The organism is Bradyrhizobium sp. Tv2a-2, assembly GCF_000472425.1.
Lineage (GTDB): Bacteria > Pseudomonadota > Alphaproteobacteria > Rhizobiales > Xanthobacteraceae > Bradyrhizobium.
The window spans coordinates 158,773-183,637 of the sequence record NZ_AXAI01000009.1 but is presented as its reverse complement, the minus strand read 5'-3'; the positions used below and the strand labels follow the sequence as shown (position 1 = coordinate 183,637).

The 24,865-nt window shown below is 64.2% G+C and carries 22 protein-coding genes; 8 read left to right on the top strand and 14 right to left on the bottom strand.

Annotated features, from left to right (window positions below; translation table 11 throughout):
* Positions 1-11: 11 nt before the first annotated feature.
* The 3 genes from ggt to A3AI_RS0120590 are packed head-to-tail and all read right to left on the bottom strand — an operon-like array spanning position 12 to position 4,774.
* A complete protein-coding gene (ggt, locus tag A3AI_RS0120600) occupies positions 12-1,634 on the bottom strand; it encodes a gamma-glutamyltransferase (protein WP_036048977.1) in 1,623 nt (540 codons plus the stop codon).
* A gap of 37 nt (positions 1,635-1,671) precedes the next feature.
* A complete protein-coding gene (locus tag A3AI_RS0120595) occupies positions 1,672-2,760 on the bottom strand; it encodes a TRAP transporter substrate-binding protein (RefSeq protein ID WP_024517387.1) in 1,089 nt (362 codons plus the stop codon).
* 31 nt (positions 2,761-2,791) lie between these two features.
* Positions 2,792-4,774 (bottom strand): primary-amine oxidase, encoded by a 1,983-nt coding sequence (locus tag A3AI_RS0120590; protein WP_024517386.1) that lies wholly within the window; start codon positions 4,772-4,774, stop codon positions 2,792-2,794.
* A 163-nt stretch (positions 4,775-4,937) separates the two neighbouring features.
* Here A3AI_RS0120590 and A3AI_RS0120585 point away from each other — a divergent pair, with 163 nt between their 5' ends.
* Both A3AI_RS0120585 and A3AI_RS0120580 read left to right on the top strand, forming a co-directional pair.
* Positions 4,938-5,900, top strand: coding sequence for a helix-turn-helix domain-containing protein (locus A3AI_RS0120585; protein ID WP_024517385.1), 963 nt, complete (start codon positions 4,938-4,940; stop codon positions 5,898-5,900).
* 120 nt (positions 5,901-6,020) lie between these two features.
* On the top strand, positions 6,021-6,938 hold the full coding sequence (locus A3AI_RS0120580) for a LysM peptidoglycan-binding domain-containing protein (protein WP_024517384.1): 918 nt from the start codon (positions 6,021-6,023) through the stop codon (positions 6,936-6,938).
* A gap of 11 nt (positions 6,939-6,949) precedes the next feature.
* Here A3AI_RS0120580 and A3AI_RS0120575 read toward each other — a convergent pair whose 3' ends face one another.
* From A3AI_RS0120575 to A3AI_RS0120545, 7 genes are all read right to left on the bottom strand, one after another.
* Entirely contained in the window at positions 6,950-7,822 is an 873-nt protein-coding gene (locus A3AI_RS0120575) for an ABC transporter permease (RefSeq protein WP_024517383.1), read from the bottom strand.
* Complete coding sequence (locus tag A3AI_RS0120570) at positions 7,819-8,640, bottom strand: ABC transporter ATP-binding protein (RefSeq protein WP_245286922.1); 822 nt, start codon at positions 8,638-8,640, stop codon at positions 7,819-7,821. The genes A3AI_RS0120575 and A3AI_RS0120570 overlap by 4 nt, the downstream gene beginning before the upstream one ends.
* A gap of 2 nt (positions 8,641-8,642) precedes the next feature.
* Complete coding sequence (locus tag A3AI_RS0120565) at positions 8,643-9,704, bottom strand: ABC transporter substrate-binding protein (RefSeq protein ID WP_036048975.1); 1,062 nt, start codon at positions 9,702-9,704, stop codon at positions 8,643-8,645.
* Positions 9,704-10,843: a 3-isopropylmalate dehydrogenase gene (gene leuB / locus A3AI_RS0120560; RefSeq protein ID WP_024517380.1), complete on the bottom strand. Its 1,140-nt coding sequence runs from the start codon at positions 10,841-10,843 to the stop codon at positions 9,704-9,706. Before leuB ends, A3AI_RS0120565 begins: the two co-directional genes overlap by 1 nt.
* A complete protein-coding gene (gene leuD / locus A3AI_RS0120555) occupies positions 10,840-11,475 on the bottom strand; it encodes a 3-isopropylmalate dehydratase small subunit (RefSeq protein ID WP_024517379.1) in 636 nt (211 codons plus the stop codon). Before leuD ends, leuB begins: the two co-directional genes overlap by 4 nt.
* Before the next feature lies 1 nt (position 11,476).
* Positions 11,477-12,865: a 3-isopropylmalate dehydratase large subunit gene (gene leuC, locus A3AI_RS0120550; protein WP_198030168.1), complete on the bottom strand. Its 1,389-nt coding sequence runs from the start codon at positions 12,863-12,865 to the stop codon at positions 11,477-11,479.
* Positions 12,866-13,276: 411 nt separating this feature from the next.
* Positions 13,277-14,449: a M20 aminoacylase family protein gene (locus A3AI_RS0120545; protein WP_024517377.1), complete on the bottom strand. Its 1,173-nt coding sequence runs from the start codon at positions 14,447-14,449 to the stop codon at positions 13,277-13,279.
* Positions 14,450-14,595: 146 nt separating this feature from the next.
* Here A3AI_RS0120545 and A3AI_RS0120535 point away from each other — a divergent pair, with 146 nt between their 5' ends.
* The gene (locus A3AI_RS0120535; protein ID WP_024517376.1) at positions 14,596-16,212 is read left to right on the top strand and encodes a GMC family oxidoreductase; all 1,617 of its coding nucleotides are present in this window, start codon (positions 14,596-14,598) and stop codon (positions 16,210-16,212) included.
* 42 nt (positions 16,213-16,254) lie between these two features.
* Positions 16,255-17,295, top strand: a complete 1,041-nt coding sequence (locus A3AI_RS0120530; protein WP_051382460.1) for an MBL fold metallo-hydrolase — start codon at positions 16,255-16,257, stop codon at positions 17,293-17,295.
* Between the two features lie 9 nt (positions 17,296-17,304).
* On the opposite strand, the gene A3AI_RS0120525 is transcribed toward A3AI_RS0120530, so the two are convergent.
* The 3 genes from A3AI_RS0120525 to A3AI_RS0120515 form a co-directional block, all read right to left on the bottom strand.
* Positions 17,305-17,907: an SCO family protein gene (locus A3AI_RS0120525; protein WP_024517374.1), complete on the bottom strand. Its 603-nt coding sequence runs from the start codon at positions 17,905-17,907 to the stop codon at positions 17,305-17,307.
* Between the two features lie 12 nt (positions 17,908-17,919).
* Positions 17,920-19,029 (bottom strand): MBL fold metallo-hydrolase, encoded by a 1,110-nt coding sequence (locus tag A3AI_RS0120520; RefSeq protein WP_024517373.1) that lies wholly within the window; start codon positions 19,027-19,029, stop codon positions 17,920-17,922.
* Between the two features lie 110 nt (positions 19,030-19,139).
* On the bottom strand, positions 19,140-20,309 hold the full coding sequence (locus tag A3AI_RS0120515; protein ID WP_024517372.1) for an acyltransferase family protein: 1,170 nt from the start codon (positions 20,307-20,309) through the stop codon (positions 19,140-19,142).
* Positions 20,310-20,539: 230 nt separating this feature from the next.
* On the opposite strand from A3AI_RS0120515, the gene A3AI_RS0120510 reads away from it, so the two are divergent.
* From A3AI_RS0120510 to A3AI_RS0120495, 4 genes are read left to right on the top strand one after another with little or no spacing between them, the layout of a single operon-like run.
* Positions 20,540-21,487, top strand: a complete 948-nt coding sequence (locus tag A3AI_RS0120510; RefSeq protein WP_024517371.1) for a metallophosphoesterase family protein — start codon at positions 20,540-20,542, stop codon at positions 21,485-21,487.
* A 14-nt stretch (positions 21,488-21,501) separates the two neighbouring features.
* A complete protein-coding gene (locus A3AI_RS0120505; protein ID WP_024517370.1) occupies positions 21,502-21,849 on the top strand; it encodes a cupredoxin domain-containing protein in 348 nt (115 codons plus the stop codon).
* A complete protein-coding gene (locus tag A3AI_RS0120500) occupies positions 21,842-22,501 on the top strand; it encodes a sigma-70 family RNA polymerase sigma factor (protein ID WP_024517369.1) in 660 nt (219 codons plus the stop codon). Before A3AI_RS0120505 ends, A3AI_RS0120500 begins: the two co-directional genes overlap by 8 nt.
* Entirely contained in the window at positions 22,498-23,274 is a 777-nt protein-coding gene (locus A3AI_RS0120495; RefSeq protein ID WP_024517368.1) for an anti-sigma factor family protein, read from the top strand. Before A3AI_RS0120500 ends, A3AI_RS0120495 begins: the two co-directional genes overlap by 4 nt.
* 98 nt (positions 23,275-23,372) lie before the next feature.
* Here the strand turns inward: A3AI_RS0120495 and hpnO are convergent, their stop codons facing one another.
* Positions 23,373-24,764, bottom strand: a complete 1,392-nt coding sequence (gene hpnO / locus A3AI_RS0120490; RefSeq protein WP_024517367.1) for an aminobacteriohopanetriol synthase HpnO — start codon at positions 24,762-24,764, stop codon at positions 23,373-23,375.
* Positions 24,765-24,865: the final 101 nt, after the last annotated feature.

The window sequence follows — 24,865 nt, the reverse complement described above, 5'->3', positions numbered from 1 at the left end:
CGCAAGCAATCTCAATACCCGATCGCCGCCCCGTCGCTGCGCGGATCGGCGCCACCGCTGAGGGTGCCACTCTGTGGGTCGCGGGTGATGCCGTGCGCATGGCCGGCCATCTCGTTCCACGCTTCCCACCGCCTGACGATATGGCCACGCCGCTCCAGTGCCTCGATGGTGGCGGCGGGGAAGCGTCCTTCCATGTGAAGGGTATCGCGCGCCTCGCCGAGCGAGAAGCGGCCGGAGAGAAAGCGCGGCAGCTCGATCGCTTCCTGAATGTCGAGCCGGCCATCGATCATCGCGGAATAAAGCTGCAGCTGAATCTGCGGCTGGCCATCGGCGCCCATGCAGCCGAGCACGGTCCATAGCCTATCATCACGCTTGGCGATCGAGGCGATCAGCGTGTGCAGCGGGATCTTGCCGGGCTCGAGCCGGTTGGGATCGACAGGATCGAGCGAGAAATAGGCGCTGCGGTTCTGCAGCACGATGCCCGTGCGTCCCGCCACCATGCAGGAACCGAACGCGCCGTAAAGGCTCTGGATCAGCGAGGCGGCATTGCCTTCGCGATCGACCGCGGCGACATAAACAGTGTCGCCGGCGAGGCTGCCGAAAGATGGCACCTGATCCCAGCGCAGCGCGCGGGCGGGATCGATCAGTCGGCCGCGTTCGCGCGCATAGTCGTTCGAGATCAGGCGTTCGGCCGGCACATCGACAAAGGTGGGATCGGCGAGCACGGAGTCGCGGTCGTGATAGGCGATCTGCTTGGCCTGCACCATCAGATGCACCCGATCCGGCCCGAGCAGGTCCATGCTGCCGAGCTCATAGGGCTCCAGCAGATTGAGCATCTCGATCACCGTGAAGCCCTGCGTCGGCGGCGGGGTGTTGTAGATTTCAACATCGCGATAGCGGCCGACCAGCGGCGCGCCCCAGCTCGCCGTCTGCTTCTCAAAATCGGATCGCCGGAAAAAGCCGCCCGCCGCCTGCGAAAACCGATCCATTTCGGCGGCGATGTCCCCCATATAGAAGCCGGACCAGCGCTCGCCAGCGATGGCCCGCAAGGTCGCGGCGAGATCGGGATTTCCGAGCGTCGTTCCCAGTGCCGGGACCGCTCCCTCGGGCAGGAAGATCGCCGCGGCCTCGTGTTGCCGCGCCAGATCCTCCCGCATCATCTCGATAAAGCTCGCAAGACGTGCGGTGACCGGAAAACCTTCCGCCGCATAGCCGATCGCGCTATCGAGTACGCGCGACAGCGGCAGCCGCCCATGCGTCTCGTGCGCCACGATCCAGCTCGCGACCGCACCAGGCACGGTCAGCGTCGCCGGCACCACGCCGCGCAGTGGAATTTCGGCGAGCCCCCGCCCGGACATCGCGGCCAGCGACGCGCCGCTTGCCGCCTTGCCGCCGCCATTGAGATAACTGACCTTGCCGCTTCGGCCATCGTGAATGAGCCAGAACGCGTCACCTCCGAGCCCTGTCATGTGCGGATAGACCACCGCGAGCACGGCGCTTGCCGCAATCGCCGCATCGATGGCCGAGCCGCCCGCGCGCAGCACATCGACGCCGGCGGCGGAGGCAAGCGAATGCGGCGACGTCACCATCCCCCGCGACGCCAACGTCACGGGCCGGCCGGTGCGAATCTCCAAATCACTCTCCCGTTCGGACGAGCTGCAACAGCCCGGATCAGGCGCGCAGGCGGCGGATCATGTAGTTGTCATAGGTCGCTTCGCAGACCTGGTCCCACTGATATTGCTCGTTGCGGAACGCGGTCATGGAATCGTAGAGCTTCTTGAACTTGTCGTTGTTGGCGGCGACGTCCGTAAACAGCTCGGTGGTTGCCTTGAAGGCGGCGTCGAGGATTTCGGGCGAGAACGGTCTGAGCTGGGCGCCGGCCGCAACCAGCCGCTTGATCGCCTGCGCATTGCGAGCGTCATATTTGGCGGTGAGATCGGCCGCGACCTGGCCCGCCGCGATTGCCACCATGTCCTGATAGACTTTCGGCAGCTCCGCCCATTTGCCACCGTTGATATAGAGAAAGCCGTTGGCGCAGCCCTCCCACCAGCCCGGATAATAGTAGTAAGGCGCGACCTTCAGGAAGCCGAGCTTCTCGTCGTCATAGGGACCGATCCATTCGGCGGCATCGATCGTGCCCTTCTCCAGCGCCGGATAAATGTCGCCGGGTGGAATCTGCTGCGGCACCACGCCGAGCCGGCTCAGCACCTGGCCGGCCACGCCACCGACGCGGAATTTCAGGCCCTTGAGATCGTCGAGCGTCTTGATCTCCTTGCGAAACCAGCCCCCCATCTGCGCCGTGGTGTTGCCGAAGGGAAAGGCGCGAATGCCGAAGGGCGCATGCAGCAGCTCGTTGAGCAGGTCGAGCCCGCCGCCATAGGCCAGCCACGCGTTCATCTGCCGCGTGTTGAGCCCGAACGGCACGGCCGTGCCGAAGGCAAAGGCGAGGTCTTTGCCGATGTAGTAGTAGGACGCGCTGTTGCCCATCTCCACGGTGTTGTTGGCGACCGCATCGAACACCTGGAAGGCCGGCACGATCTCGCCGGGACCGAACACGCTGATCTGGAATTTCTGCTCGGAGAGATCGCCAACCGCCTTCGCAAACATGTCGCAGGCGCCGTAGAGCGTATCGAGCGTCTTGGGAAACGAGGTCGTCAGGCGCCAGCGAATGGTCGGTGCGGACTGTGCGATGGCGGGCGCACTGAGTGCGCTGGACGCCGCGGCGAGACTTGCAGCCTTGAAGAACTTCCTGCGGTTCATGGTCACCTCCCCTGATGGCTTTGCGATTTCCTCAACTGCTTTGGCAGCAGGATCCCTTGTCACGGTTGTCGCGGCTCGCGCTATTGCGCTCGCCCGGCAAATCCATCGCCGGATTTTCGGCGAAGAAGCCATTCGGCTTCAAGGCAAAGCCGACATATTCGACCGGCATGACCGGGAAATCCTCGGGCCGGCACACATGCGTCGCGCCGAAACTGTGCCAGACCACGATGTCCTGGTTCTCGATGTCCCTGTCCTGCGCGACATATTTCGGCAGGCCGTCGCCGCCGGCATGCTGGTTGGGGAATTCGCCGGCGGCGTAGCGCTCGTCCGGTGCGTAGCGCGTCACCCAGACATGCTTGGTGGCAAAACCGCCGCGCGTGGTCATGTAGCAGTTGTCCTGCGCCAGCATCACCGGTGCGACATGCGCGATCAGCTTGTAGCCGGTCGGGCCACCGACGCTGTTTCTCTGGTTCGGATTGATGATCTTCCAGTAGCGCCCGGTGCGGCCGTCGGCCTCGCGCGCCGCATCCTTTTCGTGTGTCAGCACGGTCGAGGTGGTGTCGAACACATTGCCATAGGGGTTGTCGGGCCCGAACGGCCGCGGCCTGAACTCGTGCTCGGTGACGCTGTTGCGTTCGCCATCGACCATCATGTGCAGCCGCGCATTGAAGAGGTGCTGATGCGTCGGACCGCCGAGGCCGTCGGCGACCATGCCGCCCCAGCGATAGCTCTTGCCCGGTGCGACGGCCGCGGTCTGGATGATTCCGGTCAGCTTGGTCTCGAGCTGGATCGTACCGTCCTGGTAGAAATACCAGTAGAAACCGTAATCGTAATTGCCGACGGTCGAGAAAAACGAGATCACGAGCCGTCGCGAGCGACGGACCTCGAAAGTTTCATTGCGGAATTCATAGTGCTTCCAGAGGATGCCGTAATCCTCCTCATGCAGGCAGATCGCGTTCTTCATGATGGCCGGCTTACCGTAATCGTCGGCCACCGCGACGTCGAAATAATGAATGTGGCCCAGGCAGTCGCAACCAAGCTCGAGCGCATTGGCAAGCTTGCCGAGGCCGTATTCGCCGGCATCGAACGCGCTCTTCCAGAAATGGTTCGCGGTCGGATCGGCGTAAGGCACGATCATGTCGGTGACGCTGGCGCGGTAGATGATCGGCCGCTCGCGGCCGCCGTCGTTGAAGGTGATCTGGTGCAGCACCAGCCCCTCGCGCGCAGTCCAGCCGACACGGAAGGAAAAATTCTGCCAGCTCACCTTCCAGCCGTCCACGGCAAAACTCGGTCCGTGCTTTTGCACGACGTCGAGCGGCTTGACGTCGGTGCGGGTGTGCGGGATCGAGTCCCGGTCGTAGTTGCGCAGCCGCTTGGGGATCGGCACGATCTCGGGCTCATCGACGAGCTGGACCACCCTGTTCTCGATCAGGTCTACCAGCGCCACCACGCCCTCGATCGGATGGGCATAGCCGTTGTCCTTGTTGTCCTTGCGCCAGTAGGAGACGGCGCTGACCAGCCGCCGCCCCTTCTCCACCTCGCGATTGAAATAGCCGGCGGAGAACGGATCGACCTGCACCAGCTCGATCTCGGCATCGTTCAAGCCCCGCCGCTTCATGGCGCCGCGCCAGCCGGGGTCGGCCTTGACGATGTCGCCGACCTTGAACACCTCCTCGATCAGGATCGGCGGCTGGCCGAAGGGATGGATTTTGGTCGAGTGCTCCCGCCAGACGGTCACCTCGCGCGCGGTAAGATCGACGGTCGCGACATGGGTGACGCCGGTCTTGCAGTCGAACAGCGTGACCTCGGCACGCCGGGGCAGCCTCCCGCCTGGCTGCCAGGCCAGCACTGCGGACTTGGCCGGCTCATCGAGCTGGATATGGGCAAAGCGGGTGTCGGGACCGAGCTTCTTCCCGGTCCGCAGGATATCGGCGGCGAGCACGACCTCGGCCTCGCTGAGGGGATTGAGGGGATGGGCGATGGTGGCGTGAAACGATTGTTCTGTGCGAGCCATGACGGGACCAATTCTTGCTAGTCAGTCGCAAGCCTAGGCCGGGCCGGATACCTCCGTCTTGAACCAGCCTGCCAAGGCGGCCAGCGAAAGGCGGCGGCTGGCGAGCCCCTTGCCAGCCGGACCGGTCCTGAGCGACCGTAGAGGTTGAAACCAAGGCTTGCCGATGCCCGTCCGCGTCTCAACCGATCGCGTCCACCCGGCCGAACGTCATGCGTTCTGGACCGAGGCGATCTGCCGTTCCTTTTCCCAGATCGAAACGCGGCCGCTCGGTTCGACGCATGTCAGCGGCCGCTTCGAGTTCGTGGAGTTCGGCGCGGCAAAGCTGGTCCGTTTCGACAGCAGCCCACAGTGCTACACCCGCAGCGCGCGGCTGGTCAGCCGCGACGGCGCCGACGACTTCATGTTCGACTTTCAGCGGCGCGGCCAGAGCTCGCTGACCCAGGGCGGTAACGAGGGCACAATGACGCCGGGTTTCGGCATGCTCTATGACGCGCGGCGCCCGTTCGAGGACCGGCTCTATGGCCCTGAGCAGCGCGCCGAAGTCCTGGTGGTCATGGTGCCCGCGCGTGCCTTGTTGCATGCATTCCCGGACGCCGAGCGGTTCTGCGCCCGGCCCATTCCGTTGTCCACGACGCTTTCCCGGGCGGTCGCGGCCTTCATTCGCAGTGCGGTCGATGCGAAGGAGGCGCGAGCCGGCCAGGATGAGGCCGACATCGCGGCCTACCTCGCGGCTTTGCTGCGGATCGCCAATGGAACCGGACATGAGCTCTCCCGGTCCAGCCTGTTCGCGCTGCTGGAGGCCTATCTCAAGGCCAACATCGCCGCCGCGATCCGTCCCGCAAGTGCCGTTGCAGGTGAATTCGGCATCTCCGAGCGTACGCTGCACCGCGTTTTCGCCGACCGCGACACGAGTTTCGAGCGCCATGTGCATAAGCTTCGCGTCGAGCTGTTCCACCGGCTGCTTGGTGGCGCCGCATCGCGCGGCGCGTCGATTGCGGACCTTGCCACCCAATGCGGCTTCGCCGACGCCGCACATGCAACACGGAGCTTCAAGGCGGCCATCGGTCTGACGCCGCGGGAATTTCGCAGCTCAATTGGTGTGCTTCAGCGTGAGCCGAATCTGTAACAGAAGCCGGGAAAGAGCTTTATCCAACGAATTAATCCCACAAGCGGACTTGATGGGTGGGTGAAATCGGCGCAGGGTTCCGCCAAACCGCAGTTAATCGACGGGCCATAGGGGCTCATCATGATGACATTATCGATCGGAAAGACATTCGCGCCGATGCTCCTGGTGGGCACGGCGAGCGTTGCGGCCCTCGGCTACGCCGTGATGCAGATTCCTCACGGACAGCTGGCCGAAAGCCACCCAGTCGGTGTGATGTCGCAGCCTTCCCAGTCCGAGGCCGCCGCCAGCAAGCCTGCGAGCGCCCCCCTCACTGCCGAGAGGAGTGCCCCCCAGACCGAGACGCCACCGGCACTCGCATCCACCCAAAGCAAGATCGCCGCTCTGTCGGCCGATCTCGGGGAATCGCCACCCCCGCCGGCCGCCGATCCGCTCGTCCCCGCCTTCGACGTCGCCCGCGTCGAGGCCGGCGGCGATGCGGTCATTGCCGGCCGGGCGGCGCCGGGCGCGACCGTCGACCTCATGCGCAATGGTGAGCGGCTCGATCGCGCGGTGGCCGATGCATCCGGCCAGTTCGTCATGGTTCCTCCCCATCTGCCCGCCGGCAGTTACGAATTGACGCTGAGCGCCAAGATGGCTGACGGGACGGTCGCCCTGTCGAAGCAGGGCGTGACGGTCACGGTGAAGGAAGCGGATACCAATACCGGATCGATCACGACACAGGCGGTAGCCGCCGCGCAAGTCGCAGCGCCGGTCGCAAAGCCGCAGGACAGCGCGGCCACCGCGCCGCGGCAGGCGATGGCGGCAGCATCGGCGACGGATGACGGCGCACCCGCGCCCCGAAGCGTTGCGGCCAGCAGTGCGACCGGTGGCACGACCAGGGTCGTCACCCGCGGTGACAGCCTGTGGCGCATCAGCCGCCTTGCCTACGGGGCGGGCGAGCAATACGCGATCGTCTACCGCGCCAATCGCGACCGTATCCGGGACCCTAATCTCATCCGTCCCGGCCAGGTCCTGGTGGTGCCGCTAAAGCACCGCTGAGGCGCTTTCGCCTACTCCACCCTGTTGTGCTGCTGCCAGCGCAACAGGTAGGCCTGCAGCCGCCAGATCAACGCGGACAGCACTACACCCACCAGCATCAGCACGATGACCGCAACCATCATGCCGGAGGCCTCGCCGCGCGCCTCTGATTCGATGATCAGCCGGCCGATGCCGCGCTCGGCGCCGATGAACTCGCCGACGATGACGCCGATCAGCGCAAAGGAGATCGCCGGCGTCAGCGAGGCGAACACCCACGCCATGGTCGAGGGGATCACGACCGTGCGGGTGATCTGCCATTCGCTGGCGCCCAACAGCCGCGCGGCGTTGACAAACCCCTCGTCGATCGAGCGCGCGCCCTCGAAGGTGTTGAAGAACACGAGGAACACCACCACGATCCAGGAGGTGACAATCTTTGAGGCGTCACCGATGCCGAAGGCGAGCACGATGATCGGCGCCAGTGCAATGCGCGGGATCGAGTTCACCGCGGTGATGAAGGGCTGGAAGATGGCGCTGAGCCGGTCGGAGCGTCCCAGGATCAGCCCGGCGACGAAGCCGCTGGCTACGCCGGTCAGAAAGCCGGAGAATGTGTTCTTCAGCGTAACGGCGGTGGCGATCCAGAGATTGTTCTGGTTGCGCGCCAGGCATTTGGCGATATCGCCGTTCAGCCAGCCATTATAGGTGCCGAGCTTGGACTTGAAGCAGCCGAGCTGCAGAAAGTTGTCGAAGATCTCCGACGGCTTGGAGATGAAATAGGGATCGAGCAGATCCGGCACCAGCCACGGTAATTTAGCGTGCAGGTCATAGCCCCATTGCCAGACCGACAGCACAACGACGCAGATCCCGAGCTGCCAGGCGATCGTATCGAGCCCGCGATATCGCTTCATGGCTCGCGGCCCTTCACGAATTCTTCGCCGAGCGAATGCCAGATGTGCTTGAACAGCTCGGCATAACGCGGCGTCTCCCGCACCTTCACTGCATCGCGCGGCCGCGGCACGTCGACATCGAACATGTCCTTGATCCGACCGGGCCGCGCCGAGAACAGGATGATGCGATCGGCCAGCGTCAGGGCCTCGCCGAGGTCATGGGTGACGAACAGCACCGTCTGCTGCTCGCGCTCCCAGATCCGCAACAGCACCTCATGCATGTCGATCTTGGTGTGGGTGTCGAGCGCGCCGAACGGCTCGTCCATCAGAAGGATCTGCGGCTCGACGATCAGGGTCCGCATCAGGGCCGCGCGCTGGCGCATTCCGCCCGACAGCGCCGAGGGGTAGGCGTCTTCGAACCCCTTCAGGCCGGCTTGCGCAATGCTGGCAGCGATCCGCGCCTTGCGTTCGCGCTCAGGCATGCCGGCGAGCTGCAGGCCGTAACCGATATTGTCCGCCACGCTGCGCCAAGGAAACAGCGTGTCACGCTGGAAGACATAGCCGACATTGGGCGTCGCCTTGCCGGTTGTGACCTGCCTGCCGTCGATCAGAATTTCGCCGCGGCTTGGCCGGATCAGGGTCGCGATCATGTTGAGCACGGTGCTTTTTCCCGAGCCGGAGGGCCCGAGCAACGCGACGAACTCGCCGCGACGCACGGCAAAGGAGACGTCGCGGACGGCTTCGATCGTGGTACCCGCGAGCTGGAACGACTTGCTCAAGCCCCGGACCTCGATCCGCCGGGTACCCTTCGACAACGGCGCTGCGGTCGTCTCTTGCACCGTCAATCCGGATAGGCCTTTCGCGCCGCCGCGATGAAGCTCGGGCTGACAACGTCGGCGATCGCCAGCGGCTTGATGCCGGTCATCTCACGGAACCACACCTTCTCGCCACGGGTAAAGTCCGCGGCCTCGATGGTGCCTTCGTAATCCGCGACCTTCTGCAGCGAAGTGATTTCGAGCAGGTTTGCCGTCCGCGACGTGCTGCCGACATAGGGCTCGATCGCGTCGTAGATTTCTTCCGGCTTGTGCGCCTTGATCCATTGCGCCGCGCGCCACAGCGCGGTGACGAAGGCCTGCATCTTGGCCGGGTCCTTGTCGATGGTCGACTGCAGCGTGAAATGCGCGGTGACCGGCACCTTGCCGCCGATATATTTGTTCCAGATCGCCTCATCCGTGCCGTCGAACAACAGCTCGCCCCAGCCCTGCTCGCGCGACTCGTTGAGCAGCGACAGCGAGCTGACGAGAATGTCGACCTGCTTCGATTTCAAGGAGCCCAGCATGGTGTCGACATTGCCGGTGCCGATCCAGGTCACTTTGTCGTCGAGCCCCATCGTCTCCATGTAATAGGACGCCCAGACATGGTTGGTGCCGCCGAGCGACGACACCGAGACGATCGGCTTGCGGCCGTCCGGCCGCTTCCACTGCGTAAATCCCTCCAGCGTATTGATCCCCTGGTCCTTCAAGTCCTTGCGGATGATGAACATCACCGCGCTCGATCGCGTGTCGACCGGCATGAGGACACGGCCCGCACGGCCGTGATTGGAGAGCTGCATCGGATGGGTGATGTCGCCGATCCCGACATCGCCTTGCGAGGAGGCGATGATCTCGCGTGTCTTCACGCCGCTGCCGCCCTGGATCAGCTTGCAGTCGAGCCCGGCTTCCTTGAAGTAACCGATCCGGTCGGCGATGAACTGGGTCTGATAGATCGGTATCGCGACCGGATAGATCGCGCGGCCGCTCGCATCTTCAGCGCGGGCGCGCCGGCCCGCGAGCGCCGTGCCTGCGCCTGCAACCACCATCAGCGCCGTACGTCGGGACACATGAGCCATGGGCATTTGAGCCATCACGCATGCTCCCTTTCCTTGCCCGCGACCTTGTCGAGCGCGTGCAACACGGCATCACCCATTTCCACGGTCGAGAGTTTCTTCACACCGGGCTCGGCAATATCCGCAGTTCGCGCGCCGGCCGCGAGCGCGATTTGCACCGCCTGCTCCAGCAAATCCGCATCTTCAGGCCGGTTCAGCGTCAGCCGCAGCATCATCGCAACGCTCAAGATTGAGCCGAGCGGATTGGCGATGCCCCTGCCCGCGATGTCGGGCGCGCTGCCATGCACCGGCTCGTAAAGCGCCTTGCGGCGACCGAAGCGATCGACGGGGCCGAGCGAGGCCGAGGGCAGCATGCCGAGCGAGCCTGACGCCATCGCCGCGCAATCCGAGAGAATGTCGCCGAAAATGTTGCCCGTCACCATCACGTCGAATTGCCGGGGATCGCGCACGATCTGCATGGCGGCATTGTCGACATAGAGATGGGTCAGCTCGACGTCGGAGAACTCCTCGTTGTGCAGCGCGATCACCTCCTCGCGCCAGAGCACGCTGGTCTCCAGCACATTGGCCTTGTCGACCGAGCAGACCTTGTTCCGCCGCGTCCGCGCCAGCTCAAAGGCCGAACGCGCGACACGGCGAACCTGGTTGGTGGTGTACTGCTCGGTGTTGAAGCCGCGCCGTTGCCCATCGGGCAGGGTCTCGATGCCGCGCGGCTCGCCGAAATAGATACCGCTGGTGAGCTCGCGGATGATGACGAAATCGACGCCGTCGAGTACCTCCGGCTTGAGCGGCGCGGACGCCGAGAGTGCGGCGCTCGCTACGATCGGGCGCAGATTGGCGTAGAGATCGTATTTGCTGCGGAGCGACAGCAAGCTGCCCGCCTTGCGCGCCGCCGCCGGCACCTCCTTGGTCTCGGGGCCTCCGGTCGCGCCCCACAGGATGGCGTCGGCCTCGTCCATCGCCTTGCGCGTGTCGTCGGGCAGCACCTTGCCGGTCGCAAGATAGGGAATGAGGCCATATTGCGCCTCGCGCATCGTCATGGGCACGCCGCGTTTGGCCGCGAACCAGTCGAGGATGCGGCGCGACTGCGCGGTCACCTCAGGCCCGATCCCCTCGCCGCCGACGACGGCGACCTTCACCATGTTGGACGCGTTGTTCATGCCGATGGCCTCGCAAAATGGATCCAGGGCCGCGCCGCACGGTCGGCGGCCTGGAAGCTCCTGATCTCGTCGTCGCGCTGGAGCGTCAGCGCGACCTCGTCCAATCCCTGCAGCAGGCCTTCGCGCCGTCGCGGATCGATCTCGAATATGTGCTGCTTGCCGGAGGGCGAAACGATCGTCTGCGCCTCCAGATCGATGCTGAGCCGCCCGGCGCCTTGTGTCGCCTCGATGTCGGCGGCAAGGGAATCGACGATCTCCTTGTCGACGACCACGGGCAGGATTCCGTTCTGGAAGCAGTTGGCGAAGAAGATGTCGCCGAAGCCGGAGCCGATGACGGCGCGGATGCCCATCTCCTGCAGCGACCATACCGCGCCCTCACGCGAGGACCCGCACCCGAAATTGGGACCGGTCACGAGGATCTCCGCGCCCCGATACGGCTCCCGGTTCAGGATGAAATCGGGGTTCTCGGAGCCGTCGGGCAGATAGCGCAGCGAGCCGAACGCCCATTTGCCGAGTGAGCCGCGCACGGAGTTGCCAACGAGGCGCTCGATGCGGATGATGACGTCGGTGTCGATATTGCTGCGCATGATCGGCGCGGCGATCGCGGTCAGCTTGTTGAACGGTTTCGGCATGTCAGCGCCCCATGGTCCGGACGTCGGCAATCGCGCCGGCAATCGCCGCGGCCGCAGCACTTGCGGGGCTTGCGAGATGCGTGCGCGCGAGCGGCCCCTGACGTCCGACGAAATTGCGGTTCGAGGTCGAGACCGAGCGCTGCCCGGGCGCGACTGTCTCGCCGTTGGCGGCCAGGCACATCGAGCAGCCCGGCTCGCGCCATTCGAAACCGGCCTCGGTGAAGACCTTGTCGAGCCCCTCGGCCACCGCTTCCCGCTTGATGGTCTCCGACCCCGGCACCACCCAAGCCTTCACGCCCGCAGCCACCTTCCGGCCGCGCGCGATTTCGGCCGCCGCGCGCAGATCGCTCAGGCGGCTGTTGGTGCAGGAGCCGATGAAGACCCAATCGACCGGGGTGCCCGCGATCAGCGCGCCGGCCTTGAGGCCCATGTAATCGAGCGCGGTCTCGATCGCAGCGCGGCGCGCGGGATCGTCCACATTGCCCGGATCGGGTATGCAGCCATCGACGCCGATCACATGTTCGGGGCTGATGCCCCAGGTCACCTGCGGAATGATCTTTTCGACATCGATCAGGACTTCCCGGTCGAACACCGCGTCGGCATCGCTCGGAAGCTCGCGCCACGCCGCAACCGCCTGCTCCCACATTGCGCCCTCTGGCGCATAGGGCCGCCCGCGCAGAAATTCAAAAGTCTTCTCGTCCGGCGCGACCATGCCCATCTTGGCGCCTAGCTCGATCGAGAGATTGCAGACGGTGAGCCGTCCCTCGATCGGCAGCGCGCGGATGGCGCTGCCGGCATATTCGACGGCATAGCCGGTGCCGCCAGCCGCACCGATATGGCCGATCAGCGCGAGAATCATGTCCTTGGCGGTCACGCCGAGCGGAAGTCTCCCTCCGAATTTCACGCGCATGGTTTTCGGCCGGCGCTGGATCAGCGCCTGCGTCGCCAGCACGTGCGTAAGCTCGCTCGAGCCAATGCCGAAGGCGAGCGCGCCCAGCCCGCCATGGGTGCAGGTGTGGCTGTCACCGCAGACGATTGTCGCGCCCGGCAGGCTCAGGCCGAGTTCGGGGCCGATGACATGGACGATGCCCTGGCCGGGCTGATCGACATCGAACATCCGGATGCCGCTGGCTGAGGTTTCGACCCGCAGCGCCGCCAGCAGCTCCTGTCCGATCTTGCTGGTTCCGGCGCGGCCATGCGCGGTGGAAATGGCATGGTCCGGAGTCGCGAAAGTCAGTTCGGGGTTGTGGACTTTCAGTCCCTTGCTTTTGAGATTGAGCAGCCCGCGCGAGCCGCCGAGATCGTGCAGCAGATGGCGGTCGATATGCAGGAGATCGGTATCTTCGCTCAAGCGCGCGATGACGTGCCGGTCCCAGATCTTGGCCAGCATCGTTCGACCGGTCTTTTCCAAGCCCGTCCTCCCTTTGAGGTCTCAGATCCAGCGGCAAAAGCCGTCGGCTGCCGCTTTTGCGCGGCTTGTTTATCACCCGATACCATCAAAGCATGACAGGCGGCCGCTCCGCTAGAGCGGATGGCGAAGCGGGAATGCATGGCAGCGGAGCGCAGTGAAACCCAAAGCCGCGGGCAGAATGCGCCGCGAGAACGCAAGGTCGTGTCGGCAGTCTCAATCGCGGCCCATCCTTCGAGACGGCCGCGCTCGCGGCCTCCTGAGGATGACGGCGTCAGGTGCGGCACGCCCTCAGACCCTCATGGTGAGGAAGGGCGGTCAGGTCTCCGGACCAGATTTCGCCTCGCCGTCTCGAACCACGAGGCCCCGATAGCAACACCTGCCGACGCAACCTCACGCCGCGAGCGTGTTTTCCACCAGCTTGATCCAGAACGAGGTGCCGTAGAGGATCGCCTCGTCGTTGAAATTATAGGCGGGGTGATGCAGGCCCGCGCTGTCGCCATTGCCGCAGAAGATGAAGGCGCCGGGACGCGCTTCCAGCATGTAGGAGAAATCCTCGGCGCCCATCAGCGGCGGGGTCTCCAGCACGTTGTTGTTCCCGGCGACCTCCTTGGCAATGTCGGTGGCAAGCTCGGTCTGGGCGACATGGTTGACGGTGACAGGATAGCCGCGCTTGATATCGAGATCGATCTTGGCGCCGGTCATCTGGGCGACACCGGCGACGACCTCGCCGATCCGCCGTTCCACGAGCGCGCGCACTTCGGGGGTCAAGGTGCGGATGGTGCCGCGCAGCTCCGCCGTCTGCGGGATCACGTTGCGCGCGGTGCCGGCGTGGAATTCGCAGACCGAGATCACGGCCGACTCCAGCGGATCGACGTTGCGCGACACGATCTGCTGCAGCGCGGTGATGATCTGCGAACCGACCAGCACGGAGTCGATGCATTTGTGCGGCCGCGAGGCATGCCCGCCATGCCCCTGAATCGAGATGTTGAGTTCATCCGTTGCCGCCATGATGGGGCCGGGGCGGATCGCAAAGGAGCCGATCGGAATCCCCGGCCCGTTGTGCATGCCATAGATCTGCTCGATGCCGAACCGGTCCATCAAGCCGTCCTTGATCATTGCGGCCGCGCCCGCGCCGCCCTCCTCCGCCGGCTGGAAGATCACGATCGCGTTGCCGGCGAAATTGCGGGTCTCGGCGAGATAGCGCGCAGCCCCGAGCAGCATCGCGGTGTGGCCGTCATGGCCGCAGGCGTGCATCTTGCCCGGCGTCTTGGACGCATAGGGCAGATTGGTCGCCTCCTCGATCGGCAGAGCATCCATGTCGGCGCGCAGACCAATCACCTTGAGATCGCCATCCTTCGCAGACTTCTTGCCCCTGATGACGCCGACCACGCCGGTCTTGCCGAGGCCGGTTGCGACCTCGTCGCAGCCGAATTCGCGCAACCTGTCGGCAACGAAGGCCGCGGTGCGGTGGACGTCATAAAGCAGTTCGGGATGCTGGTGGATGTCGCGGCGCCAGGCCTGGATTTCGGGGTGCAGATCGGCGACGCGATTGACGATGGGCATGACAGCCTCGGTTTTTATGGTTGGGACAAAACAAATATGTGCCTGTTTAGCATGCAAGCCGCGTTCCGCCCAACCCTGAAAGCCGACCTGTACAGCGGCCGCATGGCCCGTTATGGGCATGAAAAAGCACTGGACGTGAGGGAGCTATGAAGCGGCTCGAAGGGGATTTCGACTATATCGTGGTCGGCGCCGGCACCAGCGGCTGCATTCTCGCCAACCGGCTGTCGCAGGATGCCAGAAAGCGGGTCCTGATCCTGGAAGCCGGCGGTGACGACAACTGGATATGGTTCCACATCCCGGTCGGCTACCTCTACGCGATCGGCAATCCCCGCTCCGACTGGATGTTTCGCACCGAGCCTGAGCCGGGGCTCAACGGCCGCTCGCTGGCCTATCCGAGAGGCAAGGTGATCGGCGGCTGCTCCGCAATCAACGCCATGATCTCGATGCGCGGCCAGGGCGCCGATTACGACCATTGGCGGCAATTGGGGCTTTCCGGCTGGGGCCGCGACGATGTCTGGCCGCTGTTTCGGAAGCTCGAAGATCATTTCCTCGGCGAAAGCGAGCATCACGGGGTCGGAGGCGGCTGGCGCGTCGAGGCGCCGCGGCTGTCCTGGGCGGTGCTCGATGCGGTCGGCGAAGCCGCCGCCGAGATGGGGATCAGGAAGATCCCGGACTTCAACACCGGCGACAACGAAGGCGTCAGCTATTTCCATGTCAACCAGAAGCGCGGCCGCCGCTGGTCGAGCGCTCGCGGCTTCCTCAAGCCCGCGTTGAGCCGGCCGAACCTGCGGCTGGAAACGAACGTACTGGTCGAGCGTCTCCTGATAGAGAACGGCCGCGCCGTCGGCGTGCGCTTCAGCCAGGGCGGCGAGATGATCGAAGCACGCGCCAAGGGCGAGGTGATCCTCAGTGCCGGCGCGATCGGATCGGTGCAGGTGCTGCAGCGCTCCGGCATTGGCCCCGCCGACTGGCTCAATGAACTCGGCATCGAAATCGTGCTCGACAAGCCCGGCGTCGGGCGCAATCTGCAGGATCACCTGCAGCAGCGCGCGATCTACAAGGTCAGCGGCGTGCGCACGCTGAACGAGACCTACTGGTCGCTGCCGCGCCGCGCGCTGATGGGGCTCGATTACGCCTTCCGTCGTCGTGGGCCGCTGACCATGGCGCCGTCGCAACTCGGCATTTTCACACGCTCCGACACGACGCGGGCGCGGGCCAACATCCAATTCCACGTGCAACCCCTGTCGCTCGACAAGTTCGGCGATCCCCTGCACCGCTTCCCTGCGATTACCGTGAGCGCCTGCAATTTGCAGCCGACCTCACGCGGCATGGTGAAGATCCGCTCCGCTGATCCGGCGGCCGCGCCCTCGATCGCACCGAATTACCTGTCGACCGAAGATGACCGCCAGGTCGCGGCCGATGCCATCCGCACCACGCGCCGGCTGATGCGGCAGAAGGCGCTGGCGCCGTTCTCGCCGAGCGAGTTCCTGCCTGGCCCCTCCGTCGGTGACGACGATGCGGCCCTGGCAAAGGCCGCCGGCGACATCGGTACCACCATCTTCCATCCCGTCGGCACGGCGAAGATGGGCACCGCGAACGATCCCATGGCCGTGGTCGACGAGCGGCTGCGGTTCTTCGGCCTCGGCGGCCTTCGCGTGGTCGACGCCTCGATCATGCCGACCATCACCTCGGGCAACACCAATACGCCGACCGCGATGATCGCCGAAAAAGGTGCCACAATGATCCTGGAAGATGCGCGCTGACCTGCGCAGCCGCAACAACAATAACAATAAAGGAGAAGAAAGATGCCACGCTTCCAACGTCCGCCCGTCACATCGTTCCGCGCCGAAGAAACCTCCTCCAGCGCGGCCAGCCGGCGCGCGTTCTTGAAACTTGGCTGCGCCTGCTGCGCCATGCTTGCCGCACCTTCCCTCGCCTTCGGCCAGACGCCCTCGCCCGGTGTAGCGCAGCATCTGGCGGCGGCGAAGGAGGCCGCCGGGTCCGATCTCACCGCCTATCTCACCCTCGGCCAATCGGCCGATCCGAACTTCAAGCCGGAGAGCCCCGACCTAAAGGCGCTGATGACCATGCCGGCGCCGCCGCCGGGCAAGGCTTTCGACAATCTCTATTTCGTCGGCAGCAAATGGGTGAGCTGCTGGGCGATCACCACATCAGCCGGCATCATCCTGATCGACGCCATGGATAATGAGGACGAGGCCCAGCGCATCGTCGAGGGCGGGCTCAAGACGCTCGGGCTCGATCCGGCCGAGGTGAAGACCATCATCGTCACCCACGGGCACGGCGATCATTATGGCGGCGCCAACTACTTCGTCGACAAATACAAATCGCGCGTGGTCGCGAGCGAGGCCGACTGGACCATGATGGAGACCAAGCTTGAATTCGACAGCCCGCTCTGGGACCGGCCACCCAGGCGCGATGTCTCGGTCACCGATGGCGCGAAGGTGACGCTGGGCGACACCACGCTCGACATCCTGGTCACCCCCGGTCACACCATGGGCACGATCTCCCCGCTGTTCGACGTGTGGTCGGGATCGCAGAAGCATCGCGCGCTGCTGTGGGGTGGGACCGCCTTCAATTTCGGCAAGAAGCCGGAGCGGCTGCAGGCCTATATCGGCGCGACCGCCCGCGCACTCAAGATTGCGAAACAGCAGGGTGTCGACGTCTTCATCTCCAACCACAGTCAATATGACCACGCCGTCGAGAAGCTCGCGGAAAAGAAAGCAGATGGGCCGAACCCGTTCGTGCTGGGCGAGGCAACCGTGCAGCGCGCGCTCACCGTGATGAACGAATGCGCGCAGGCGACGCTGGCGCTGTGGAGCTCGTGAGAGAGGCGTCTACTTCGTAAGGTGAGTGCGCAGAATGTCGGTGAGGCGCTCCGGACCCGTCTGCGGCGGCATGAAGCCCAGATATTCGCCATTCCGACCCATCAGGTAGATGACGCCGGAATGGTCGATCGAATACTCGCCGGTCCGCTCGTCACTGACCCTGGTGTAGAACGCCTTGTAGGAATTGGCGACTTTTCGGATCTCGGCGGGCGAACCGGTCAAGCCGACCAGGCTGGGATGGAAAGCCGAGACGTAGTCAGCGAGCACCTTGGTATCGCGCTCGGGATCTATGGTGATGAAGATCGGCTGCACCTCGGCCGCCAGCGGTCCCAACGCGTGCAGCGCCTGGGTGATTGCCTGCAGGTCGGTGGGGCAGACGTCGGGGCAGAAGGTATAGCCGAAATAGACGATCATCAGCCTGCCGCGAAATTCGCTGTCGCTGCGCAGCCGCCCGGTGTGATCGGTGAGCGTGAATGGCCCGCCGATCGGGCCGCGGCCGTACATCAGGTCGTCCATCATCTGCGCGGCGGAGGGCTGCTCCTCCGCCACGCCAGCGCCCGCGCCGATCAGCAATGTGGCAAGCAGAAGCGCGCAAGGCCGCAGCGCGTTCATCGTGGGCGCAGGTCAGATGCCGAAGGTGATGCGGCTGCCGGTCGTCGTGGTCAGCACCTTGCCCGGCATCTGCCGCATCGCCTCCTCGGTGAAATTGAGCCCGCTGCAATGCATGGGTATCAGGACGTCCGGATTCAGCTTGCTGATCTCGCCAACCACGAGCTTGAGATAGTCGGCCGGCGCGGGGCCGAGATGGAAGCCACCCATGATGGCGTGGACCTTCTCGACGCCCGACACCTCCATCGCCTGCCGCACCGAATTGACGATGCCGACGTGGCCGCAGGAGGAGATCACGATCAGGCCCTTGTCCTTCAGGTTGAAGCAGGTGGCGTGCTCGTGGATATGCTCGTCGGGCACGATCTTGCCCTCCATTTCCGCCGGCAGATAGTGGCTGGCGTTGCAGCCCGCGCCATCCTTGAGCTTGAACTCGACCAGCGAGTTCGGCAGCACCTTCTCGATGCTGTTGCGCTTGATCTTGCCGGTGGTAAAAGCCTGGCCGCCGATCACGACCGGTGTTTCGCACAGCACGACCTTCACATTCTGTCTGGCGAGATCGCGGCGGTCGAGCATGCCGTAATCGCTGAGCTCGCCTTGTGCCCCTGCCCGGACATAGCGCTGGCAGAAATTGTCCTCGCCGCCGGCATACATGGTGAGGTCATCCGGCAGGTCCTTGCGGTGCTTGTCGAGAAAGCCGAGCAGCCCACCCCAATGATCGAAATGGCCGTGACTCATGATCAGGGCGTCGATCCTGGACGGATCGACCTTCAACAGCTCCATGTTGCCGTTGATGGTCTCCGGCGTCCAACCGAAGTCGAGCAGGAACGTCTTCTTCTCGTCGCCGCGCTGCGGCTCCACATAGAGCGAAAGCCCCCACTCGCTGTGCAGCGGTCGCTTCGAGTCCGAGGAGCGACCGGGCTCGGTCTTGACCCCGCTCACGACCATCGGGCGGAAGAAGATGTCGCTCGCGCTGTCGACCAGAACCCGCACGCTGAGCTTATCGATGGTCGGCACCTCGATCGGGCCGGCCTTGGCGACCTCGACACAGGAGAAACCGGATCCCGCGGCCGTCAGAGCCATGCCCGCAGATAGCTTCAAGGCGTCGCGCCGGCTGAAATTCATCATGGGGCAATCTCCACGGGCAGGATCAACAGTAAAATATCGGGGAATTACAGGGGCAATCGGCTCGCTTGTCAACGCTTGGCGCGGGCATCTCGCGGCGCAAACCTGCCACCTCAAATCATTCGCGCGACGACAGAAAACTTTCGCAACACAATCGTCATCGCCCAACTCGCCGAAAGCGTGCCGGCAAAAACGATGGCGAATTTGACGAATGCCGGAAAGGCCGGGTCGTAGACCAGGTATTGCAGCCAGAGCAGCGGGACGAAATGCAGGAGATAGATGCCGTAGGCCGAGGGCCGCATGGCGTCGAGCAGGCGGAAGGGGGTTTGGGCAAAGCGCAGAAATGCCGCCGGAACGGTGAAGGTCATCGACGCGCAAAACAACGCGAAGGACAGTGCATAGGCCATGTGCCACCACAATGGCGGCGAGCGGAAATCGGAGATCCAGTTGTGGTGCACGTAGACGAAAAGCAGGATGGCGCCATAGAAGATGAGCGCAAAGAGCGCCCACAGCCACCAGCGACGCGCGATCTCGCCGGTCTCGGCAAGCAGCCCGGCTCGCAAACCGGCCGCGCCGACGGCCGCACCGGCGAAGAAATAGCCGGCATAAAGCAGGATGCGGCTATCCTGGATCGGAAATGGATAGTGGCCCGGCGTGAACCATGTGGCATCGCCGAACGCGATCCGCGGCGGCAGGTAGATGACGACCGAGAACAGCAGGAAGGCGGCAAAGGCGGCCATCGGGCGGTCGCCCAGCTCGGCGGCGCGCCGCGAAAGCCGCCCGATCGCTTGGGGCGCCGCGCGCCAAACCAGGACTGCGAGCGCATTGAGGACCAGCAGCACCCACAGGAACCAGGCCGATCCGCTCGACCATGGGCCGACCACGATCATGTGTCGCCAGAACTGCAGGAAATCGAATTCGGTGAAGTAGTAGCGGTAATAGGCAATCGGCATCACGACCAGGATGGAGACCAGGAAGGGGATGCCGAGTCGAAAGCCACGCATTTCAAGAAAATCCGCCGCCCCTCTTCGCATCAGGCTGCCGTGAACGAACAGTCCGGAGATGAAGAACATGCAGGCCATGAAGTAGCTGTCGTTGAACAGCACCACGAGGTCGAAGCCGAGCCAGCGCATGCGATCGCCGCCGATGCCGAAATGGGTGTAGTTGATCGTGGAGTGGTACAGCACGACCGAGAAGGTGATGAAGGTCCGCGCGCGATCGAACGGAATGATGCGTTCGGCGGTTGTCTTGCTCTCGCGTTCGTGATCGGCAGCTCTCTGCATCGGCTCTCACCTCCCGATCCCTCCGGCCCGAGCTTTATTGCATGCGCGGCCCCGGTCCGAAATGGCACGCCAAGCCCCGCCAGCGGATCGCGCACGAGGCGCGCTGAGGGCCGAGTGCCCTCACGGGAACGTCATCAGCCCGCCAACAGGACCGGCGTCAGCCGGGAATAAACCCCGCCTTCTCCCGATCACGGCTTTGGTTGCCCAATCACGGGTCCAAGGAGAGAGCGATGAGCCACGACCATAATCACAGCGAGGATGGCGGCGTCAGCCGCCGCAAGGTGCTGGAGTGCATGACCTGGGCCGGCACCGGCGTGCTCTGGACCATTTCGGGCGGCGTGCCGCGCTCGCTCGGGCTTGTGGATGCCGCCAACGCCGCCGAGCAGCCGGCGGGGCTCTCCTTCCTGCAGATCAGCGACAGCCACGTCGGCTTCGACAAGCCTGCCAACCCGAATGCGCTCGGCACGCTGGAAGAGGCGATCAACAAAATCAATGCGATGCCGATGAAGCCGTCCTTCATGATCCACACCGGTGACATCACGCATCTATCCAAGGCCGCCGAGTTCGACAATGCCGATCGCATCATCTCACAGGCCAGGCTCGACGTGCATTACGTGCCGGGCGAACACGACTTCCTCGACGAGGAGGTGAAATTCTACAAGGAGCGCTACGGCAAGGGCACCAAGGGTGCCGGTTACTACTCCTTCGACGCCAATGGCGTGCACTTCGTCGGCCTCGTCAATGTCGTCGACCTCAAGGCCGGCGGCCTCGGCAATCTCGGCGCCGAGCAGCTCGCCTGGCTTACCGACGACCTCAAGGGCAAGTCGAAATCCACTCCGATCGTGGTGTTCGCGCATATCCCACTCTGGACGGTCTATCCGGAATGGGGCTGGGGCACCGAAGATGGCGGGCGGGTGCTGGAAATGATGAAAGGCTTCGGCTCGGTCACCGTCCTGAATGGCCATATCCATCAGGTGATGCAGAAGGTCGAAGGCAACGTCACCTTCCACACCGCGCGCTCAACCGCCTTTCCGCAGCCTGCGCCGGGCGCGGCCCCCTCACCCGGGCCGATGAAGGTCGAGGACGCCAAGCTACGCAGCATGCTCGGGATCGCCAGCGTCAATTTCAAGCTCGGCGATCAGCGCCTTGCCATCATCGACACACCGCTGCAGGGCTGAGGGGAAGTCGAGAAATGACGTCTGTTTCAAGCCGCGGCGTCGGCCGCCACCTCTTCGCTTGCCTGGGCCTTGCCGCGGCCGCCGTGCTGACGCTCGGAAGCCTCCCGGCGCATGCCCAGGAGATCAAGGTGACGATCGACAACTTCACCTTCACCCCCGCCGAACTCAACCTCAAGGTCGGCGACACCGTCACCTGGACCAACCACGACGACATTCCCCACACCATTGTGTCGGCGGGCAAGTTCAGGTCGAAGACGCTGGATACCGACGACAGCTTCACTTTCACCTTCGCCGCCGCGGGTGACTACAAGTATTTTTGTTCCCTGCACCCGCATATGACGGGAATGATCAAGGTTGAGTAACGCCGCAAACCAAGGCATCACCATGATGTCCGGCCGGTGGGTCGCCACCGGCCGGGCAAGCGCACTTTCAGAAACCGCCGGAAAAAAGGCGATGCCGGTCTCGAGTCTCGACAACGACCCCGACAAGGCGCGGCGTTTTCGCGAAATGACGCTGCCTTATCTGGACGACGTCTACACCCTCGCACGCTACCTGTTGCGCGATGCGTCGGACGCCGAGGACGCGGTGCAGGAATGCTACCTGCGCGCGCTGAAGCACTTCGACACCTATCGCGGGCCAGCCATCAAACCGTGGCTGTTCGCGATCCTGCGCAATGTCTGCCGCGCTGAATTCGCGCGCCGCGCCGCATCTCCCGCAACCACGGTCGACGACACCGTTGAGACGGCGGAGCAAACGCCGCTCTGGCACGAGACCCAGGAGACGCCGGAAGCGCAGATCCTGCGCGAGCGCGACGCCAGCGCCGTTCGCAGGCTGATCGACGCGCTCGCCGAACCATTCCGCGAGACGTTCGTGCTGCGCGAGATCAACAATCTGTCCTACCGCGAAATTGCCGACGCGGTCGGGGCTCCGGTCGGTACCGTGATGTCCCGTCTCGCGCGGGCCCGCGCCATGCTGCGTTCGGCATGGATGGCGGAACAGGAGCCGACCAAATGACCTGCGACGAAGCCGAAATCCTCATTCATGCGCTGATCGACGGCGAGCTCGACGCCGGGCACGCGCGCGAGGTCGAAGCCCATGTCGCGCAATGCCCGCGTTGCGCAGCTTCGCTTGCCGCCTACCGCCAGATGAGCCAAGCCATCGCAAGCGCTGATCTACGCTACAGCGCGCCGCAGAGCCTGCGCCTTCGCGTCGAGGCGGCGCTGCCGAAACCAACGATGCTAGTTGCGGCCGCGCCAAGCCGCCGCAACGTGCTGCGCGGCTTTGCGCTCGGCTCGGGCCTTTCGGCCATCGCCGCGACCGGACTGTTCGCCATCGTGCTGCGCAACGACGACCAGGAACGCATCAATTCCGAGATCGTGTCTGCGCATTTGCGCTCGCTGCAGGCCGGCCATCTGACCGACGTACTCTCGACCGACCAGCACACTGTAAAGCCCTGGTTCAACGGCAGGCTCGACGTAGCGCCGCCCGTGATCGATCTCACCGCGCAGGGCTTTACGCTGATCGGCGGCCGGCTTGATTATGTCGATGCCCGTCCCATCGGTGCGGTGGTCTACAAGCGGCGCGCGCATGTGATCAACCTGTTCGTGGCACAGACGTCCAGCACCGCGCGCCGCCCGGCCCGCACCGAAACCATTCAGGGTTTCAACATCCGTACCTGGAGCGAGCGCGGCCTGAATTTCTGGGCGATCAGCGACATCGGCGCCGACGAGCTCGTCGAGTTCAGCGACAAGTTCGAGGCGGCCGCGCGGACGAATACGGAGGGATAATTGGGCCGTGTTGCGCGGATGAGCGCGACCGATATCCGGAAGCAATGTCCCCGCGTATCGCTGCCCCCGCGCGGGCTACAGACGACATGCGTCGTGGTCTATGCCGACTTGCGCACCGCGTTGTCGACCAGCGTCTTGCCGAGCGACCAGATCGCACCGGGGACCTTGTGGCTTGCGGCGATCACCTGATCGAACGCCGTCTCGATCCACTTGCAGTCATCTTCGGTGATATTGAGCGACGGCAACAGCTTGATGGTGTGGCTGCCGTGGCCGGCGACCTGGGTGAGAATCTTGTGATCCTTGAACAGCGGCACGGTGATGAGCTGGCAGAACAGGCCCTTGCTCGCGGTCTCCAGCACGTTCCAGGAAGCCTTCAGCCGCAGCGACTTCGGCGGGCCGAACTCGACGCCGATCATCAGCCCCTTGCCGCGAACCTCTTTCATCAGCTCGTAACCGGGCACGAGGCGCGTGAGCGCAAGCCGGAGCTCGGCGCCACGCTTGGCCGCCGCCTCGATCAACTTTTCCGCCTCGAGCACTTCCAACGTGGCGATGCCGGCGGCCATCGCGAGGTCGTTTTTCGCAAATGTTGAGCCGTGCACGACAGCACGGTCCATCTGGTTGAAGATCTTGTCAAAGATGTTCTTGCGCGTCAGCAGCGCGCCAACCGGAACATGGCCGCCCGACAGCGCCTTCGACAACAGCACCATGTCAGGCTCGACATTCCAGTGCTCGACCGCGAGAAAACGGCCGGTCCGGCCCATGCCGGTCTGGATCTCGTCGGCAATGAACAACGTGCCGTATTTCTTGCAGAGCGCGGCCGCGCCCGGCAGGAACTCGTCGGTCGGCATGTTGACGCCCTTGCCCTGGATCGGCTCGACGATGAAGCCGCCGATCTCGCGGGAAGACAATGCCTGCTCGAGCGCAGCCAGATCGTTGAACGGGATCGGGGTGCAGCCCGGCAACAGCGGCTCAAAACCCTTGCGGAAGTTCGGGTCGTCCGTCAAAGAGAGGGCGCCATAGGACAGGCCGTGATAGGCGTGGCTGCAATACACGATGCCCGGACGCCCGGTGGCGCCGCGCGCAAACTTGATCGCCGCCTCCACCGTCTCGGCACCGGAATTGGCGAAAAACACCTTGTCCAGATAGGGAACAAGCTTGAGCAGGCGCTCGGCCAGGACGCCGGCAAGGGTCGACACGTCGAATTGGACAAGATTCGGCAGGTCGCTGTCCAGGACGCTCTTCAAAGCCGCGCGGAGCGCCGGATGATTGCGTCCGATCGCGAAGACGCCAAAGCCGCTCAGAAGGTCGAGATAACGCGCTCCATCGCGGTCATACAGATATTGCCCCTGGCCCTTCTGGAAACCAACGTCGTACCCGATGGTTTTAAGTACGCGGACGAACTGTTCATTGAGATGGCGCGCGTGCATCGCGCTGCGTTGCGCCTGGCGCTCCACAAACATCTCGGAAACGTCTAGATTCGGACTTAGCATCAGCTACATACTTCGGTTGATGGCTATTTCGTCAACTGAAAACGGTCAATGCGGCGTTTTGCCCTCATTCGCACCGTCAAAGCAAGTCCAGGTTTAGGCCA